Annotated in this window: 15 protein-coding genes and 1 other RNA gene; 14 read left to right on the top strand and 2 right to left on the bottom strand. The window is 46.1% G+C overall.

Features of this window, described 5'->3' with window-relative positions:
• Position 1: 1 nt before the first annotated feature.
• Together ATG66_RS17675 and ATG66_RS17670 are read right to left on the bottom strand one after the other, a co-directional pair.
• The gene (locus tag ATG66_RS17675; protein WP_098416541.1) at positions 2-370 is read right to left on the bottom strand and encodes a YraN family protein; all 369 of its coding nucleotides are present in this window, start codon (positions 368-370) and stop codon (positions 2-4) included.
• Entirely contained in the window at positions 357-2,168 is a 1,812-nt protein-coding gene (locus ATG66_RS17670) for a penicillin-binding protein activator (RefSeq protein WP_098416540.1), read from the bottom strand. Before ATG66_RS17670 ends, ATG66_RS17675 begins: the two co-directional genes overlap by 14 nt.
• A 68-nt stretch (positions 2,169-2,236) precedes the next feature.
• Between ATG66_RS17670 and rsmI the strand changes: the two genes are divergently transcribed.
• From rsmI to ftsA, 14 genes are all read left to right on the top strand, one after another.
• On the top strand, positions 2,237-3,100 hold the full coding sequence (rsmI, locus tag ATG66_RS17665; protein ID WP_098416539.1) for a 16S rRNA (cytidine(1402)-2'-O)-methyltransferase: 864 nt from the start codon (positions 2,237-2,239) through the stop codon (positions 3,098-3,100).
• Between the two features lie 195 nt (positions 3,101-3,295).
• Positions 3,296-3,678, top strand: an RNA gene (gene rnpB, locus ATG66_RS17660) — RNase P RNA component class A.
• A 231-nt stretch (positions 3,679-3,909) separates the two neighbouring features.
• Positions 3,910-4,860 carry a 16S rRNA (cytosine(1402)-N(4))-methyltransferase RsmH gene (gene rsmH, locus ATG66_RS17655; RefSeq protein WP_098416538.1) on the top strand — a complete coding sequence of 317 codons (951 nt, stop codon included), beginning with the start codon at positions 3,910-3,912 and terminating at the stop codon, positions 4,858-4,860.
• Between the two features lie 5 nt (positions 4,861-4,865).
• Entirely contained in the window at positions 4,866-5,183 is a 318-nt protein-coding gene (gene ftsL, locus ATG66_RS17650) for a cell division protein FtsL (RefSeq protein ID WP_098416537.1), read from the top strand.
• Between the two features lie 98 nt (positions 5,184-5,281).
• Positions 5,282-6,964 (top strand): penicillin-binding transpeptidase domain-containing protein, encoded by a 1,683-nt coding sequence (locus tag ATG66_RS17645; RefSeq protein WP_257145779.1) that lies wholly within the window; start codon positions 5,282-5,284, stop codon positions 6,962-6,964.
• Between the two features lie 62 nt (positions 6,965-7,026).
• On the top strand, positions 7,027-8,508 hold the full coding sequence (murE, locus tag ATG66_RS17640) for a UDP-N-acetylmuramoyl-L-alanyl-D-glutamate--2,6-diaminopimelate ligase (protein ID WP_098416535.1): 1,482 nt from the start codon (positions 7,027-7,029) through the stop codon (positions 8,506-8,508).
• Entirely contained in the window at positions 8,505-9,869 is a 1,365-nt protein-coding gene (locus tag ATG66_RS17635) for a UDP-N-acetylmuramoyl-tripeptide--D-alanyl-D-alanine ligase (protein ID WP_098416534.1), read from the top strand. The genes murE and ATG66_RS17635 overlap by 4 nt, the downstream gene beginning before the upstream one ends.
• Positions 9,869-10,951 carry a phospho-N-acetylmuramoyl-pentapeptide-transferase gene (mraY, locus tag ATG66_RS17630; RefSeq protein WP_098416533.1) on the top strand — a complete coding sequence of 361 codons (1,083 nt, stop codon included), beginning with the start codon at positions 9,869-9,871 and terminating at the stop codon, positions 10,949-10,951. The genes ATG66_RS17635 and mraY overlap by 1 nt, the downstream gene beginning before the upstream one ends.
• A 42-nt stretch (positions 10,952-10,993) precedes the next feature.
• Positions 10,994-12,307 carry a UDP-N-acetylmuramoyl-L-alanine--D-glutamate ligase gene (gene murD, locus ATG66_RS17625; RefSeq protein WP_098416532.1) on the top strand — a complete coding sequence of 438 codons (1,314 nt, stop codon included), beginning with the start codon at positions 10,994-10,996 and terminating at the stop codon, positions 12,305-12,307.
• Between the two features lie 18 nt (positions 12,308-12,325).
• On the top strand, positions 12,326-13,522 hold the full coding sequence (gene ftsW, locus ATG66_RS17620) for a cell division protein FtsW (protein WP_098416531.1): 1,197 nt from the start codon (positions 12,326-12,328) through the stop codon (positions 13,520-13,522).
• Positions 13,509-14,576 (top strand): undecaprenyldiphospho-muramoylpentapeptide beta-N-acetylglucosaminyltransferase, encoded by a 1,068-nt coding sequence (gene murG, locus ATG66_RS17615; RefSeq protein WP_098416530.1) that lies wholly within the window; start codon positions 13,509-13,511, stop codon positions 14,574-14,576. The genes ftsW and murG overlap by 14 nt, the downstream gene beginning before the upstream one ends.
• A gap of 23 nt (positions 14,577-14,599) precedes the next feature.
• Complete coding sequence (gene murC / locus ATG66_RS17610) at positions 14,600-16,057, top strand: UDP-N-acetylmuramate--L-alanine ligase (protein ID WP_098416529.1); 1,458 nt, start codon at positions 14,600-14,602, stop codon at positions 16,055-16,057.
• Positions 16,058-16,238: 181 nt separating this feature from the next.
• On the top strand, positions 16,239-17,021 hold the full coding sequence (locus ATG66_RS17605; protein WP_098416528.1) for a cell division protein FtsQ/DivIB: 783 nt from the start codon (positions 16,239-16,241) through the stop codon (positions 17,019-17,021).
• The gene (gene ftsA, locus ATG66_RS17600) at positions 17,014-18,276 is read left to right on the top strand and encodes a cell division protein FtsA (protein ID WP_098416527.1); all 1,263 of its coding nucleotides are present in this window, start codon (positions 17,014-17,016) and stop codon (positions 18,274-18,276) included. The genes ATG66_RS17605 and ftsA overlap by 8 nt, the downstream gene beginning before the upstream one ends.
• Positions 18,277-18,298 lie beyond the last annotated feature (22 nt).

Below are 18,298 nucleotides of genomic sequence, written 5' to 3'. Positions count from 1 at the left end.
CTTATCCTTCAGATATTGCATTTTGTATCCAGTTAATATCTCGACCATTGTCATGAATGGCGATGACATCGAACCGGTAATCGATATTGTGTTTTGAGCGCTTTTGTCGGCTAAGCCACAATTGTGCGGTTTTGACCAGCTTACGCATTTTAGCATGAGTGACCATTTTTGCTGCAGAGCCAAAACGTTCGTTCTTACGATATTTTACTTCCACAAAGACAATAGTGTCACCTTGTTGGAAGATTAAATCAATTTCGCCGACTTTTGTCAGAAAGTTTTGTTCAACAAAATGTAAACCCTGACGTTGCAGGTATTGCTTCGCCAAGGCTTCATATTGGTTGCCGATCTGACGCGGACTAAAGAGTCCCACGCTCAGCCCAACTCAACTCGCGTTGTACGACACAGTTATTGTCAATACTTAAAGTGCCGGTTTGGCCACCGATAGAGTAGCCGGGAATGGCTTTCATCTGAGGCAGTTCACCAATCAATTTATAAGCATCCATACCTAACGCTTTTAGACGTTTTTCCATGTTGGATTGATCTGACCATAACTCATTCATTGCCGCCGTAACGGTAGGGTCTGGATTGATCAGTAATGGAATGTCACTGTAGATAATACCTGTTAGGTCTTCGTAGGTAGTACCACCGCTATTACTACGAGAGCTAGAAAATAATTGTGGTGGTTTCGCATCAGGGTTTATCGCCACTTCAATGAACGGTTTGATCAACGTGAGCTCTGAGCTTGTAGCAACAATATAAACGGCATCCACATCACGGCGGCTTCGTGGCTGAGTTTCAAGTTTAATACGCAACAACGATTGCATCTGCGCAATGCGCTGCTTGCTTTCTTGTAAACCAAACACGTCATTGATGTCTTTCTGAAGCTGTCGCTTATCACCAAAATAGCTAGTAGCGACCTTGTTTGAGCTGTATTTTCTCCATTCTTGTTTAAAGGCCTCGGTAACACGCTCACCGTAGCTGCCTTTTGGAGCCAGAATAAGTGGGAAATTATAGCCTTCGCTGAATAAGTGTTTTGCAGCTTGCGCGGATTCTTGTTCAGGTGATAATGCTAAATAGCATATATTGCTGTCAGATTGCACTTTTTCTGGAATATTTAATGCGAGAGCAGGAATGACAGGGTTGCTTACTGAACCATTCATGTTTGTATGCAGCAGCTCAACATTTTCTTTTTGCAGAGGGCCCACGACAAAATCAATGTTTTCATTCGTTAAGCGCTGTTTAATTTGCTCAGAACTGTACGCATTGGTATCGATAACCGTTAGTGTTGCACTTTGATCGCGATTTCGGTCGTTCATCATCGCAAAAACGAAACCATCACGAATCAACTGTGCTTGCGGCGAGAACTTACCCGTAAGTGGGAGTAGCAGCGCAGTATTGTTTGGCTTAACAATCTCGAGAGATAGGATGTTTTGAATCTCGTCTGGCGTGTAGATAGCTGCAGGGTGTGATGGGTTCTCGCTTAGCCAGCGCTCTAGCGTATTTTTAAGCTGGGACAGGTTACCTGAAAGTGTTTTCGCGTAAACCGCTAATTGCAACCATCCATCAAGCACATCTTCATTAGGCTCTATGTCTAGTGATGTTAGTTCGTATTCAGTATAACGACCAAAGTTCATCCAAATACGGCTAGAGCTCTCACGCTGTTCTGCAGAAGAGGCGTACTGGCCCAAAGCAACAAGCTGACGGTTTGCTTCGAATGCTTGATTAAGGCTTTGATAAGCATCGGCACGCATTGAATAGTAATCTTTCCATTGCTCGTTGGGCAAATTCCACCAAGGCTTAAAGTTCAATAACTGCAGCAACCGCGAGTAATTGCCTTGTTTTTGCAGTATGGTCGCACGCGACAATTGCCACTCTGCCTGTTGAACTTCAGTCAATTGTTGGCGAGAAAGACGTTTGATTAAAAGCTCGGCTTGGTCAAATTGGTTTGCTTCAATCGCGGCTTTAGTTGCCATGATCAACCAGTCGTTTTGTAAACTGCCTTCTGTGCTATCAGCTTGGATCATGTAGCTCTGCACAGGCTGAGTCGGCTCAAGTGTTACGTCTACGCCATCTGGTTGTCTCGGGCCTGAAGAGCAGGCTGCGAGCGTAATTGCTAGTGCAACAGGAGTAAGTATGCGTGGTACACTGAGTCTCTTATGGTTAATCATTGCCGTGAGTTCTCTATAATTTTGTACAAAATTTTCTCTATAATAATCGTTGAAGTGATGGTAAACAAATGACAGATAAAAATAATTTGCCGAATGAGGGGCCAACTCTCTATATCGTACCGACTCCAATCGGAAATTTAGCGGATATCACCCAACGTGCTATCGAAACTCTGTCGACTGTGGACATTATTGCTGCTGAGGATACTCGACATACGGGCAAATTGCTGTCTCACTTCAATATTCAAACCAAAACTTTTGCTTTGCATGATCACAATGAGCAGCAAAAAGCACAAGTATTGGTAGAAAAGCTGCTTTCAGGTCAGTCCATCGCATTAGTGTCTGACGCTGGCACACCACTAATCAGCGATCCAGGATACCATTTGGTGACAAAATGTCGTCAAGCGGGCGTAAGAGTTGTGCCTCTTCCTGGTGCGTGCGCTGTGATTACCGCGTTAAGTGCTGCTGGCTTACCGTCTGATCGTTTTAGTTTTGAAGGCTTTTTACCACCGAAAAGCAAAGGTCGTAAGGATAAGTTTCTTGAGATTGCTTCGGTAGAGCGCACCTGTATTTTTTACGAGTCACCGCACCGTATTTTAGACTCTCTACAAGATATGTTAGACGTTCTTGGTCCAGATAGAGAAGTGGTGTTAGCGCGAGAGCTAACTAAAACGTTTGAAACCATTCAAGGGTTACCATTAGGCGAGCTGGTTGAGTGGGTAAAAAGTGATAGTAACCAACAACGTGGCGAAATAGTGTTGCTGATACATGGATACCGTGAAACAACAGATAACGCTTTACCTGATGATGCTTTGCGGACGCTGGGAATTTTAGTGAAAGAGCTGCCTTTGAAAAAAGCCGCGGCACTAGTGGCGGAAATCCATAGCCTCAAAAAGAATGCGCTTTATAAATGGGGTTTAGAAAACCTAGATTAACGCCCACTAATACGTGTGAAGAAGAGCTGATGTCATTTAGGTATCCATCAGTTCTTTTTTACATAGTTGCATAGGTAGTAGCAATCATTTTTCTTTAAAACCATTTTGTGCAGAAAAACATCACTTAACTCGCTCATTTCATCATATCTGTGATCTCACTAGACTCTGAGTTGATAACTATATACAATCCGCCTCGGAGTTGACTGGGTGATCGCTGCTCTGTTGATGTCCTTCGGGAGACTGACAGAGGGGAGGAACGTCCGGGCTCCATAGAGCAGGGTGCCAGGTAACGCCTGGGGGGCGCGAGCCCACGACAAGTGCAACAGAGAGAAAACCGCCGATGGCCCGTAAGGGATCAGGTAAGGGTGAAAGGGTGCGGTAAGAGCGCACCGTGCGTCTGGTAACAGTGCGTAGCAAGGTAAACTCCACCCGGAGCAAGACCAAATAGGCTTCCACATTGCGTTGCTCGCGTAAGGAAGCGGGTAGGTTGCTCGAGCCTGTGAGTGATTGCAGGCCTAGACGAATGGTTACCGCCGCGAAAGCGGAGACAGAACCCGGCGTATGTGTCAACTCCACCTATTCGAAACCCATCATTACTTTTATAGTAGTGATGGGTTTTTTGCATTTTATTGACGCAAACTATGTCATTACCAATAAACTTGGCGCTAAATCACGTCTGATTTTAGACTTGAGGTGGCGATGATGTGGGAAATCAGTACACTATAATAGGTTGATTTTCTGCTACAAAAAATCAGCCTGAGAGAGCAACATATCTTAAAATCGCTTCAAGATTATTCAACGAGAAAGCTATGACCGAAACCTTCCAACATATTTCCGTGTTATTAAATGAATCCATTGATGGCTTAGCTATCAAGCCAGATGGCATCTACATCGATGGAACATTTGGCCGTGGCGGTCACAGCCGGACTATACTATCCAAGCTGGGCGAAAATGGGCGACTTTATAGTATCGACCGTGATCCTCAAGCCATCGCCGAAGCAGGAAAAATCAATGATCCACGTTTCACTATTATCCATGGCCCATTTTCTGGTATTGCAGAATACGCTGAAGAGTATGGATTAGTGGGTAAGGTTGATGGCGTACTGCTGGATCTAGGCGTGTCTTCTCCGCAATTAGATGACGCTGAGCGTGGCTTTAGCTTTATGAAAGATGGCCCGTTAGATATGCGTATGGATCCCACCTCTGGTATTCCGGTATCTCAGTGGTTAATGAAAGCTGACCTAGATGACATTACATGGGTCATTCGAGAGTTTGGTGAAGACAAACACGCGCGCCGCATTGCTCGCGCCATCGTCGAATACCGTGACAATGAAGAAAACGAGCCATTGGTCCGTACCGGACAACTCGCTAAACTGATTTCAGACGCTGCGCCAAAGAGTTTTAAAGAGAAAAAGCACCCAGCGACTCGATCATTCCAAGCATTTCGCATTTACATCAATAGTGAACTAGAAGAAATTGATACAGCCTTAAAAGGTGCGGCAAGTGTTCTTGCTCCGGAAGGGCGTTTATCTGTGATCAGTTTTCACTCTTTGGAAGATCGCATGGTAAAACGTTTCATTCGTAAAGAGAGTAAAGGGCCAGACGTGCCACACGGTATTCCATTGACTGAAGCGCAAATTAAAGAGCTCGGTAGTGCCAACATGAAAGCTCTGAGTAAGGCGATTAAACCGAGTAAACAAGAAATTGAAATGAACCCTCGCTCGCGCAGTTCTGTACTAAGAATTGCCGAAAAGCTTTAATTCTTATGACGAAACCCACTCCTAATCTTGCTAAATTGGTTGCAACGGATTTCATTACCGTTGGTCGCTGGCCTTTACTGTTGTTGCTATTGATCGTGGCATCGGCAATGGGAGTGGTATTCGCTACCCATCATGCACGTCAAGCGATTACAGAAAAAGATCACACCTTGGTGGAGCGAGAGCGATTGGATAGCGAATGGCGTAACCTAATGCTGGAAGAAACCGCCCTTGCGGAACACAGTCGTGTTCAAGAGCTTGCGAAAAAAGAACTTGAAATGATACGCCCTGATGGCGATAAAGAAGTGGTAATCACACTCAAATGATTAGAAAGAAAACCAACGCGAAACAAACCAATAAGCGCGAATCTGCAGGGCAGGAAAAAGTCGTCACGAGTGATGCGAAAACTCCGCGAAAAGTGGAGATGGACGAATCATTCCTGATCCGTTGGCGCTTCCACCTGTTGTTGTTTTTTGTCTTTTGTGCATTTGCACTTTTAGTCGCACGCGTTGCGTACATTCAAATCATCGAACCCGACAACCTGATTAAACAAGGTGACCTTCGCTCGGTTCGAGTGAAATCCATTCCTTCTGCTCGAGGGATTATTTCTGACCGAAATGGTGAACCACTTGCGGTAAGTGTTCCTGTTGAAGCCGTTTGGGCAGATCCTGCGACCATCTTTAAAGAAAACGCCTTAAGCCAGAGTAAAAGCTGGTATGCGTTAGCTGACGTTCTGGGCGTGGATCGACAAGGTTTGATTGATAAGATTAAGCGCAATGAAAAGCGCCGCTTTATTTATTTGCAGCGCCAAGTTAGCCCAGCAATGGCAAACTATATCCGTGAGCTAAAGCTACCCGGCGTCGGTCTTAAATCGGAATCTCGTCGTTACTACCCAGCAGGTGAAGTGAGTGCTCATTTAGTCGGTGTTACTGGGATTGATGGGCATGGCCTCGAAGGCGTCGAGAGCAGTTATGATGAGTGGCTAACAGGGGAAGAGGGTCGAAAGACCATTCGTAAAGACCGTTATGGCCGAGTCGTAGAGAATATCGCTTGGCAAGACAAACAAGAAGGTAAGTCACTTCAGTTGACCATCGACCAGCGCCTACAGGCGATTGCCTATCGCGCGATCAAACAGGCTGTGGCCGATCACCGAGCAACATCGGGCTCAGTCGTGATGCTCGATGTCAAGACCAGCGCCGTACTTGCGATGGTTAATGCCCCTTCCTATAACCCCAACAATCGCAGTGACTGGCAAAGTTATAAGATGCGTAACCGAGTCATCACCGACTCGATGGAACCCGGCTCGACAATTAAACCTTTTGTTATTTTAGCCGCCTTAGAAAATGGAGTGGCGGATAAAGATACCATTGTGGATACCGGTAATGGTGTGCTGCGCTTTGGTGGCAGCCGAGTGAGAGATGTCTCTCGCGTTGGTAAAGCCAGTTTGACCAAGATCCTCAAAAAATCCAGTAACATTGGTGTGACAAAACTGGCGATGAAAATGCCAGTAGAAGCGCTGCTTGGATTATACAGCTCAGTGGGTTTTGGCGGGCTTTCTGGTTTGAACTTAGTGGGTGAAGTAACGGGCATTTTTCCTTCGCGAACACGTTGGTCGCCCATTGAACGCGCAACGATTGCTTTTGGCTACGGACTCTCGGTCACACCGATCCAATTAGCGCACGCTTATGCGACGCTTGGTAACCTAGGTCAGTATGAACCCGTGCATATTATTGAAAGCAACGACCATGACATGTCCCGCCAAGTCGTCAGTGTAGAGTCTGCGCAGCAGGTGCTGGATATGTTGGAAACCGTAACTCAAAAAGGGGGCTCTGCCCGTCGTGCCGCGGTTCCCGGCTATCGAGTAGGAGCCAAAACTGGTACGTCGCGCAAAGCCTCAGCAGGTGGATACAGTGATGAGTACATCACGTACACGGCAGGGCTCGCGCCTGTCAGTGAGCCAAGAATTGCACTGGTTGTGATCGTTAATGAACCTCAGGGTGATGACTATTATGGCGGCTCGGTAGCCTCCCCCGTCTTTTCTGAAATCATGAAAGGTGCGCTGCAAATACTCAATGTTGCACCTGACGAAAACAAATTCCAGCAGTAAGCCGAGTGGCTTACTGAGCAAACAAAATGAAGAAAACCTGAGCTCAAGCTCGGAGAACAAATATGACTAAAGCCATCAGTATGGACGTACTGCTTTCCCCTTGGGTCGACTGCCCTAAATTATCGTCCGTTCTTGTTTCTCAATTGGAACTCGACAGTCGAAGAGTTGAGTCTGGAACCACGTTTGTTGCGGTTATTGGCCACGTTGTGGATGGGCGTAAGTTTATTGCACCGGCGATTAAGCAGGGGGCGAATGCGGTTCTTGCTCAAGCGTGTGATGCAAAAACGCATGGTACAATTGAGATTGTCGATAATATCCCAGTTATTTACCTCGATGCTTTAGATAAATGTTTATCTAACATAGCTGGGCAGCTTTACGCTTACCCTGAGATGGAACTCATTGGCGTAACCGGAACGAATGGTAAAACCACCATTACTCAGCTGATTGCGCAATGGTTAGAGCGACTTGGCCACAAAGCGGCAGTGATGGGCACGACGGGAAATGGTTTTCTCGACAATTTACAGCAAGTCGCGAATACAACGGGGAATGCCGTTGAAATTCAGAAAACGCTCTCCTCTCTCGCCAATCAACAAGCCACATACACAGCGCTAGAAGTCTCTTCTCATGGCTTAACGCAAGGTCGTGTCAAGGCGTTGTCATTTGCGGCGGGTGTGTTTACTAACCTAAGTCGTGACCACCTAGATTACCATGGCACGATGGAAGAGTACGCCAATGCAAAGTTGGGGTTGTTTACGCAACATCAATGTGAACATGCCATTATCAATATCGATGACAAAGTCGGTCATGCATGGGCGATGCAGTTAAGCAATGCGATTGCGGTTTCGCTCAAGCCGAACACTGAATTTGAGAGTGCGATATGGGCGACGGATGTCAGTTACGCGGAGTCGGGGATTACTATCCAATTCGATGGTAAATTTGGCTCAGGTCAATTGCACGCGCCACTGATAGGTGAGTTTAACGCAACCAATTTAATGCTCGCTTTTGCGACCTTGTTAAGTTTGGGTATGGATAAGCAAGCGTTACTCGCTACCGTAGGTCAACTGCAACCCGTGCTAGGCCGAATGGAGTTATTCCAAGCTGAGCGTCGTGCCAAGGTCGTGGTCGATTATGCCCACACGCCTGACGCACTAGAAAAAGCACTGCAAGCTTTACGAGTCCACTGTGAGGGGCAGCTCTGGGCTATTTTTGGTTGCGGTGGTGACCGTGATGCAGGAAAACGCCCAATGATGGCGGAAATTGCAGAGCGTCTTGGTGATAAAGTCGTTTTGACGGATGATAACCCACGCAGCGAAGATCCGGCTCAGATTGTAAAAGACATGCTGGCTGGGCTGTTAAAACCTGCCGAAGCGATCATTCAGCATGACCGTTTCAAAGCGCTGTCTTATGCCGTTGAAAATGCCTCGCCAAAAGACATCATCTTGTTAGCGGGTAAGGGCCACGAAGACTATCAAATTCGTAATGGTGAAACGATTCATTACTCCGACCGCGAGTCCGCTATGCAGCTTTTAGGATTGTCCTCATGATCAAAGTAACGTTATCTCAAATTGCCAACATCACTCGCGGTGAGCTATTCGGTAACGATCTGGTTATCGACGCGGTTTCTACTGATACACGAGCGATTGACAACGGTGCTTTATTTTTTGCGTTGGTGGGTGAGCGCTTTGACGCGCACAACTTTTGCCAACAAGCGGTGGATGCAGGCGCTGGTGCTTTACTCGTACAAAAACGTCTAGATGTGAATGTGCCACAAGTCGTGGTGTCGGACACCAAAATGGCTCTGGGTGAGTTAGCCTCTTGGGTGCATCAAACTTGCCAAACACCTACCATTGCCATCACAGGCAGTTGCGGTAAAACAACCGTCAAAGAAATGGTCGCGAGCATTCTGCAATTGAAAGGTAAAGTGCTGTTTACTGCAGGTAACTTCAATAATGATATTGGTGTTCCGTTGACGTTATTGCGCTCTCAGCAGGATGACGATTATGCCGTGATTGAGCTTGGTGCTAACCATATCGGTGAAATTGCTTACACGACGCAGTTAGTAAAACCAGATATCGCGTTAGTGAATAATGTAGCCGCCGCGCATCTTGAAGGTTTTGGTTCTATCGAGGGTGTGAAACAAGCCAAAGGTGAAATCTACCAAGGTCTTTCTGCAGGTGGTGTTGCGATTGTCAATTTAGACAGCAATGGCGAAACAAAGTGGGAAAGCGTACTGGCGGGTAAGCAAGTCATCACGTTCTCACAAACGAATTCAAGTGCCGATTTTTATGCTTCAAATATTGTGATGAATGCCGCAGGTGAGGCGAGCTTTAAGCTGCATATCGCAACAGGCTCACAAGAAATTGAACTCTCTCTGGGTATTATTGGTCAACACAACGTCGCAAACGCCATTGCGGCAGTTATCATCGCACTACAAATGGGCGCAACGTGGGAAGAAGTTCGCATTGGGCTTAAGCATTTGAATAAGGTGAAAGGCCGGGTGGAAGTGGAACAATTGAGTGAAAAGATCAAATTGATTGATGATAGCTACAATGCGAGCGTGCCGGCAATGAAAGCCGCTGTCGATCTATTGGCGTGTTTCCAAGGTCAACGTTGGCTAATTTTAGGTAATATGGCGGAATTGGGCGAGGAAAGTCTTGCACTTCATTGTCAAGTCGGGGAATATGCTGCCCCACAAAAATTTGAACATGTCCTCACATATGGTGCACACGCCAAGGTTATTAGCGAGCTTTGCCAAGGCATTCACTTTGAGACGCATCAAGAGTTGATTGAATACATCAAGCAGCATCTAGACCAAGCCGTTCCTGAACACCATACTATTTTGGTTAAGGGAGCGAACGGTGCTCGTATGTTTGAAGTCGCTGCTGCTTTGAAGGAGTATTATTAATGATTATTTGGCTTGCCGAACTGCTACAGCCATATCTGTCTTTTTTCCGGTTATTTGAATACCTGTCTTTTCGAGCAATTTTAAGCGTATTAACAGCATTAGGTCTGTCACTATGGATGGGGCCAATTATGATTAAGCGTTTGCAAATGCTGCAAATTGGTCAGGTTGTACGTAACGAAGGTCCAGAATCCCACTTTAGTAAGCGTGGTACTCCAACAATGGGCGGTATCATGATCTTAGCAGCAATTTCGGTCACGATTTTATTATGGACCGACTTATCCAATCCGTACGTGTGGGCTGTGTTGACCGTATTGCTCGGCTACGGTGCGGTCGGGTTTGTCGATGATTATCGCAAAGTGGTCCGCAAAAATACCGATGGTCTGGTTGCGCGCTGGAAATACTTTTGGCAGTCGTTGATTGCTTTTGTGGTGGCGTTTGCACTTTATGTGTATGGCAAAGATACGGCAGCGACTCAATTAGTGGTGCCCTTTTTCAAAGATGTGATGCCTCAACTCGGGCTGATGTACATCATTCTGACTTACTTCGTGATTGTGGGGACGAGTAACGCGGTAAACCTAACCGATGGTCTCGATGGTTTAGCTATCATGCCAACCGTGTTGGTTGCGGCAGGCTTTGCTGTGATTGCATGGGCAACAGGTAACGTTAACTTCTCTGAATACCTACATATTCCATACTTACCTCACGCGTCTGAGCTGGTTGTTGCCTGTACGGCGATAGTGGGGGCAGGTCTTGGCTTCTTGTGGTTCAACACATATCCAGCACAAGTATTTATGGGTGATGTTGGCTCACTAGCGCTCGGTGGTGCACTTGGCACTATCGCCGTATTGGTTCGTCAAGAATTGGTATTGGTGATCATGGGCGGTGTGTTTGTGATGGAAACGCTGTCGGTTATTCTTCAAGTCGGTTCTTACAAACTGCGTGGTCAGCGTATTTTTCGCATGGCACCAATTCACCACCACTATGAACTGAAAGGTTGGCCAGAACCTCGCGTAATCGTGCGCTTCTGGATTATTTCTATTGTTCTTGTTCTGATTGGCCTTGCAACACTGAAAGTGCGTTAATCGCATTTTCCAAGAATAAGTTATACAACAGTGTGATCAAATATGGAACGTTGGCAAAACATACATAGTGTCGTCGTCGTAGGGCTCGGTATTACCGGGCTCTCTGTCGTTAAACACCTCAGAACAAATCAGCCACAGCTAGTGGTTAAAGTGATTGATACGCGAGCAAACCCTCCGGGAGTTGAACATCTTCCTGACAATGTTCAACTGCATAGTGGCGGTTGGAATACGGAGTGGCTTACTGAAGCCGATCTCGTCGTGACTAATCCTGGAGTTGCTCTAGCGACACCACAAATCCAAGCCGTGTTAGCACAAGACACACCAGTGGTTGGTGATATCGAGTTGTTTGCTTGGGCGGTTAATAAACCCGTTGTGGCGATTACTGGCTCCAACGGTAAGAGTACGGTAACCGATCTCACGGGCGTGATGGCAAAAGCTTCTGGTTTGGATGTCGGTGTGGGTGGCAACCTCGGTGTTCCGGCTCTGGATTTACTAGAACAAGACGCGGATTTGTATGTGCTTGAGCTCTCAAGTTTCCAGTTGGAAACAACGTCAAGCTTGAAACTAAAAGCAGCCGCATTCCTTAATCTCTCTGAAGATCATATGGATCGCTATCAAGGCATGGCAGATTATCGACAAGCGAAATTGCGTATTTTTGATAATGCGGAGCTCGCCATCGTTAATCGTGATGATCCAGAAACTTTTCCTGATGCAGAGATGCCAATAGTGGCATTTGGCAGTGATAATCAGGATTTTGGTTTAGAAGAGGAGGACCATTGCACTTGGTTGCTCGACCATGGCCAACGTGTGGTTGCAAGTAATGAGCTTAAGTTTGTCGGAAAACACAACTTAGCAAATTCCTTGGTGGCCCTCGCTTTATTAAAAGCGGTAGGTATCGATTATCACAACGCATTGAATGCACTAAAAAATTACACGGGACTGACACACCGATGCCAGCTGGTTGCGGATAATCAAGGTGTCAAATGGGTGAATGATTCTAAAGCCACTAACATTGCGAGCACGATGGCAGCGTTATCAGGATTGGAGTTGACGGGGAAGTTGTATTTATTGGTGGGCGGTGTCGCTAAAGGTGCTGACTTCACCCCATTAAAACCGATCTTCGCAGCGCTCAATTTACAGTTATGCTGTTTTGGTGTCGATGGCGATGATTTTATGCCATTGCATGAATCAGCAATGCGGTTCAACACCATGGAAGATGTGATTCTGCATGTAACTTCACAGTTAAAATCTGGCGATATGGTGATGCTATCTCCAGCATGTGCTAGCTTTGATCAATTCGACAACTTTATGGCAAGAGGCGATGCTTTCGCTGCTCTTGCTCAGAAATATGCATAATTAAAGGTTACAGACTTTGTGGGTTTAGGTAACGTTAAACGCAGTATTGGCAATTGGCTCAAACATCCTGCTCCAGAAGCGATGTTTGATCGTCAGTTAGTGTGGATTACGCTGGGTTTGATGTTGACTGGTTTGGTTATGGTCACCTCGGCATCATTTCCTATTAGCTCACGATTAACGGATCAGCCGTTTCACTTCATGTTCCGTCATGCCACTTTTCTTGTGTTGGCATTGTGTACAGCGGCGGTTATTTTGCAAGTGCCATTACAAGAATGGTTTAAGAAAAGTCACTATTTACTTTGGCTTTCCTTTGCATTGCTTATTATTGTGCTTGTGGCTGGTAAGTCAGTCAATGGAGCGTCCCGCTGGATATCGTTGGGGTTGTTTAACCTTCAGCCAGCGGAGGTGGCGAAGCTATCGCTGTTTATCTTTATGTCTGGTTATTTAGTACGAAAACAAGACGAAGTACGACAAACCTTCTTCGGTGGTTTTATGAAGCCAATCATGATGTTTGCGTTCTTTGCGGTATTGTTACTTGGACAACCAGACTTAGGTACGGTCGTCGTGATGTTGGTGACACTATTTGGCATGCTGTTTATCGCAGGTGCGAAGCTCACTCAATTTCTTGCGTTGATGATTGCAGGTATAAGCGCAGTCGTGGGATTGATTTTAATTGAGCCTTATCGGATGCGGCGGGTTACGTCTTTCCTCGATCCTTGGGAGGACCCATTTGGTAGTGGTTATCAGCTTACGCAATCTTTGATGGCGTTTGGTCGCGGAGAGTGGTTTGGGCAAGGCTTAGGAAACTCAATTCAAAAACTCGAATACCTACCAGAAGCGCATACCGACTTTGTCTTTGCTGTACTGGCGGAAGAGCTGGGTTTTGTTGGCGTCGTGCTTGTATTGATGTTGATATTTAGCTTGGTCCTCAAAGCGGTTTACATCGGCAAGCGTGCGTTTGAAGAAGGTGAAATATTCGGTGGTTACTTAGCTTTTGGTATCGGTATTTGGTTTGCGTTCCAAACTTTGGTCAACGTCGGCGCTGCAGCCGGTATTGTTCCAACCAAAGGTCTGACACTCCCACTAATCAGTTATGGTGGTTCCAGTCTGATAATTATGTCCGTTGCAGTATCCATATTGCTACGAATCGATCATGAACGCCGCTTGAAATGCGAGCAACAACAATCAGAACGACAAACTAATGAAACAAAATAAACGTTTGATGGTGATGGCTGGTGGTACTGGCGGTCACGTGTTTCCAGGATTAGCCGTCGCTAAGCAACTGCAAGAGCAAGGCTGGGAGATCCGTTGGTTAGGGACTGCGGATCGAATGGAAGCAGATTTGGTGCCAAAACATGGTATTGAAATCGACTTTATTCAAGTCAAAGGCTTACGAGGTCAAGGCGTTAAACGTCTTCTTGCGGCGCCATTTCAAATCATCAATGCCATCATGCAAGCGCGCGCGCACATGAAACGTTGGAAACCTGATGCCGTGTTAGGTATGGGCGGTTATGTGAGTGGTCCTGGTGGCATTGCGGCTTGGCTGAGTGGTATTCCTGTTGTTCTGCACGAACAAAATGCGGTTGCGGGTTTGACAAACCAATGGCTATCAAAAATTGCCAAGAAAGTCTTTCAGGCGTTTCCTGGCGCGTTCCCTGCAGCTGAGGTAGTCGGCAACCCAGTGCGTGAAGATCTAACAAGATTAGAAGCGCCAGCAGAGCGAATGCAAGATCGTCAAGGTCCGATTCGTATTCTGGTGATGGGCGGTAGCCAAGGCGCTCGTATTCTTAATCAAACTCTGCCAGAAGTGATGGCAAAACTGGGCGGCGACTACTGTATTCGTCATCAAGCGGGTAAAGGTTCCGCAGATGAAGTGAATAATTCGTACCAAGCTCTTAATGTGGTAAACGCAGAAGTTACTGAGTTTATTGACGATGTTGCCGAAGCCTATACGTGGGCTGACCTTTTGGTTTGTCGTTCAGGAGCATTAACCGTTTCTGAAGTATCAGCGGCAGGCGTGGGTGCTATTTTCATTCCGTTTATGCATAAAGACCGTCAACAAGCGCTGAACGCCGATCATTTAGTAGAATGCGGCGCAGCGAAAATGATAGAACAACCAGATTTAACCGTTGAATCTTTGACGCAGCAGATCCAACAGTTGGATCGTCCTGCTTTACTGTCGATGGCTCAAAAAGCACGTGCAGCTGCAAAGTTAGACGCTGACAAAATTGTCGCGCAAGCCATTGTCGCTTTGACTGAAAAGCGTTAACGAATTATTGAGAATTAACATTCATGACTATCCAACATACACAAGACTTAGCTCAGATTCGCGCAATGGTGCCAGAGATGCGCCGGGTGAAATCCATCCATTTCATCGGCATTGGTGGGGCGGGAATGAGTGGCATTGCAGAAGTTCTTTTGAACGAAGGGTATAAGATTACCGGCTCTGATTTATCAGAAAACCCAGTGACAGAGCGTTTGGTATCGAAAGGTGCAACCGTCTATATCGGTCATTTGGCAAGTAATGTTGAAAAAGCAAGTGTGGTCGTTGTTTCTACAGCGATAAACGAAGAAAACCCTGAAGTAATGGCGGCTCGTGAGTTGCGTATTCCCATTGTTCGTCGAGCGGAAATGCTGGCGGAACTGATGCGTTTTCGTCACGGTATTGCCGTTGCGGGTACCCACGGTAAAACCACGACCACAGCATTAGTCACTCAAATCTATTCAGAAGCAGGCCTTGATCCTACGTTCGTCAATGGTGGTTTAGTAAAAAGCGCTGGTACTAATGCCCGTTTAGGCTCCAGTCGTATTCTTATCGCGGAAGCGGACGAAAGTGATGCGTCATTTTTACACCTTCAACCAATGGTGAGCATCGTGACTAATATCGAAGCCGACCATATGGAAACCTATGGTGGTGACTTTGAAACCTTGAAACAAACCTTCATTGATTTCTTGCATAACCTGCCGTTTTACGGCCAAGCGATCGTTTGTATTGATGACCCTGTTGTTCGAGAGTTAATTCCACGTATTAGTCGTCAAGTCATTACTTACGGCTTCTCCGAAGATGCCGACGTACGTATTCAAAACTATCGTCAAGAAGGTCAGCAAGGCAAATTTACGGTGGTGCGTAAAGGGGGCGTTAACTTAGATATCACTCTGAATATTCCAGGTCGCCACAATGCACTTAATGCGTCGGCTGCGATTGCGGTTGCAACCGAAGATGACATTGAAGACGATGCAATTCTAAAAGCGATGGCCGGTACGCAAGGCACGGGACGACGTTTTGATCATCTTGGTGAGTTTGATACAGGTAATGGTCATGCCATGCTGGTGGATGATTACGGACACCACCCTACAGAAGTGGACGTGACCATTAATGCTGCGCGCAGCGGTTGGCAAGATAAACGTCTTGTGATGATTTTTCAGCCACACCGTTATAGCCGTACGCGTGATCTATACGATGACTTTGCGAATGTGCTAGAGCAAGTTGATGTATTAATCATGTTGGATGTTTATGCCGCAGGTGAAAAGCCAATTGCAGGCGCGGACGGACGAGCTTTATGTCGTACAATTCGCAGCCGAGGCAAAGTCGATCCCATTTTTGTGCCTGAAATCGAACAATTACCGTCAGTTTTGGCTAACGTTATGCAAGATGGCGACCTGATCTTAACGCAAGGTGCGGGAGATGTTGGTAAAGTGGCCAAACAGCTTGCAGGTCTTGAATTAAATATAAACAAGATGCTTGGGTAACACAGATTGTTGAAGTAAAGACTCAGATCTCGATTTTGCACCAATAACGTTGTGATTTATTGCTATCAGTGTTTGATAGTTTACAAGAGCTCAGTATAATCCCAAGGTTAAAGTCAATACTTTTGCCTCTGCGTAATTATGTGGGTAAAAATACACGACAAAAAGTCAGGAAACGAAGACGTTGTTGAATATTGCACTGAATGACGAGCGACTAAACGCGGACAATAACCGTGGTCGCCAAGAGAGACTCTTGGGTGCGCTATTTTTCTTTGTAGTTGTGACCTTGATTAGTTCTGTTTTGTACTCGGCGATCAGTTGGATGTGGGATGACCAAAGGTTACCTCTCTCCAAAATAGTGCTTCAAGGGAAACTGGAATATGTCACTGCTGGCGATGCTCAGGCGGCATTTAGTAAACTTGATCACATCGGTACATTTATGTCTCAGGATATTGATGTATTACAGCGAAGCGTTGAAGCATTGCCTTGGGTGGCGCATGCCGCCATTCGAAAGCAGTGGCCAGATACAGTAAAAGTTTTTTTAACAGAGCATCAACCTGAAGCAATCTGGAATGGCAATGTACTGTTGGATAAAAATGGATACGTGTTTGATGGGGACGTTGCTTTGCTCAAGGAAGAAAAAGTAAAACTGTATGGACCCAAAGACAGTGGACCGGAAGTCTTGCAGACTTATCGTGATTTGAGTCCTAAGTTTCAACAGTTGGGTTTAGCGATATCGTCTCTGGTATTAAACGAGCGACGAGCTTGGCAAATAATCCTTGATAATGGTATTCGATTAGAGCTCGGTAAAGAGTCTCTTCTTGAACGTATAGAGCGTTTTTTCTCGCTCTATAACAAGCTTGGCAGTGACACACAGAGAATCAGTTATATCGATCTCAGGTACGATACAGGAGCTGCAGTCGGTTGGTTTCCTGAACAAGAGTTAAAAGAGAGTACAGATGACTAAGGCCGCTGATGACAACATTATTGTTGGTCTTGATATAGGCACTGCAACCGTATCAGCTCTAGTGGGTGAGATTCTGCCAGACGGCCAAATTAATATTATTGGTGCGGGCAGTAGCCCTTCACGTGGCATGGATAAAGGTGGCGTGAATGACTTAGAGTCGGTTGTAAAATCAGTACAACGTGCAATTGATCAAGCTGAATTGATGGCCGAGTGCCGGATCAGCCGAGTTTTCATTTCGTTGTCTGGTAAGCATATCGCAAGCCGAATTGAAAAAGGAATGGGTACGATATCTGATGAGGAAGTATCTCAAGAAGATATGGACCGCGCTATCCATACTGCAAAATCGATTAAAATCGGTGATGAACAACGAATCCTTCATGTGATTCCACAAGAGTTCACCATCGATTACCAAGAGGGCATTAAAAACCCGCTTGGTTTGTCTGGGGTAAGAATGGAAGTGAGTGTCCACCTTATCTCATGTCATAATGACATGGCACGTAATATTATTAAGGCGGTAGAACGATGCGGCCTTAAAGTAGAGCAACTTGTATTTTCGGGACTTGCTGCAAGTAATGCTGTAATCACCGAAGATGAAAGAGAGCTTGGAGTGTGTGTGGTTGATATTGGCGCTGGCACGATGGATGTGGCTATCTGGACTGGTGGTGCGCTACGTCACACAGAAGTATTTTCGTACGCAGGAAATGCGGTAACTAGTGATATTGCTTTTGCTTTTGGTACGCCAGTGAGCGATGCTGAAGAAATAAAAGTAAAATACGGCTGTGCTTTAAGTGAACTGGTCAGTAAGGATGACACGGTTAATGTACCAAGCGTAGGAGGGCGACCATCGCGAAGTCTGCAGCGGCAAACGTTGTCAGAAGTGATTGAGCCACGTTACTCTGAGCTTATGGGACTGGTTAACCAAACTATCGACTCTGTACAGGTAAAATTGCGCGAAGATGGAATAAAGCACCATCTCGCTGCGGGGGTTGTACTCACCGGCGGTGCTGCGCAAATGGACGGAGTGATAGAATGTGCGGAACGTGTATTCCGCAATCAAGTTAGGGTCGGTAAACCGCTCGAAGTCAGCGGATTAACTGACTATGTAAAAGAGCCGTATCATTCTACGGCAGTTGGATTACTTCATTACGCAAGAGACATGCAGTCTAGCGACGATAGCGATTATAATGAACCTAAACGCTCATCTGTTACTGGCTTTTTCGATAAATTGCGTAATTGGATACAAAAAGAGTTTTAACCTGAGTTGCAGGATAAACGGA

It is taken from the genome of Vibrio sp. ES.051 (assembly GCF_002563795.1).
In the GTDB taxonomy this organism is placed as follows: domain Bacteria; phylum Pseudomonadota; class Gammaproteobacteria; order Enterobacterales; family Vibrionaceae; genus Vibrio.
Note: the sequence above shows the minus strand (reverse complement) of the source record. Positions and strands in the feature narration are given on the sequence as shown.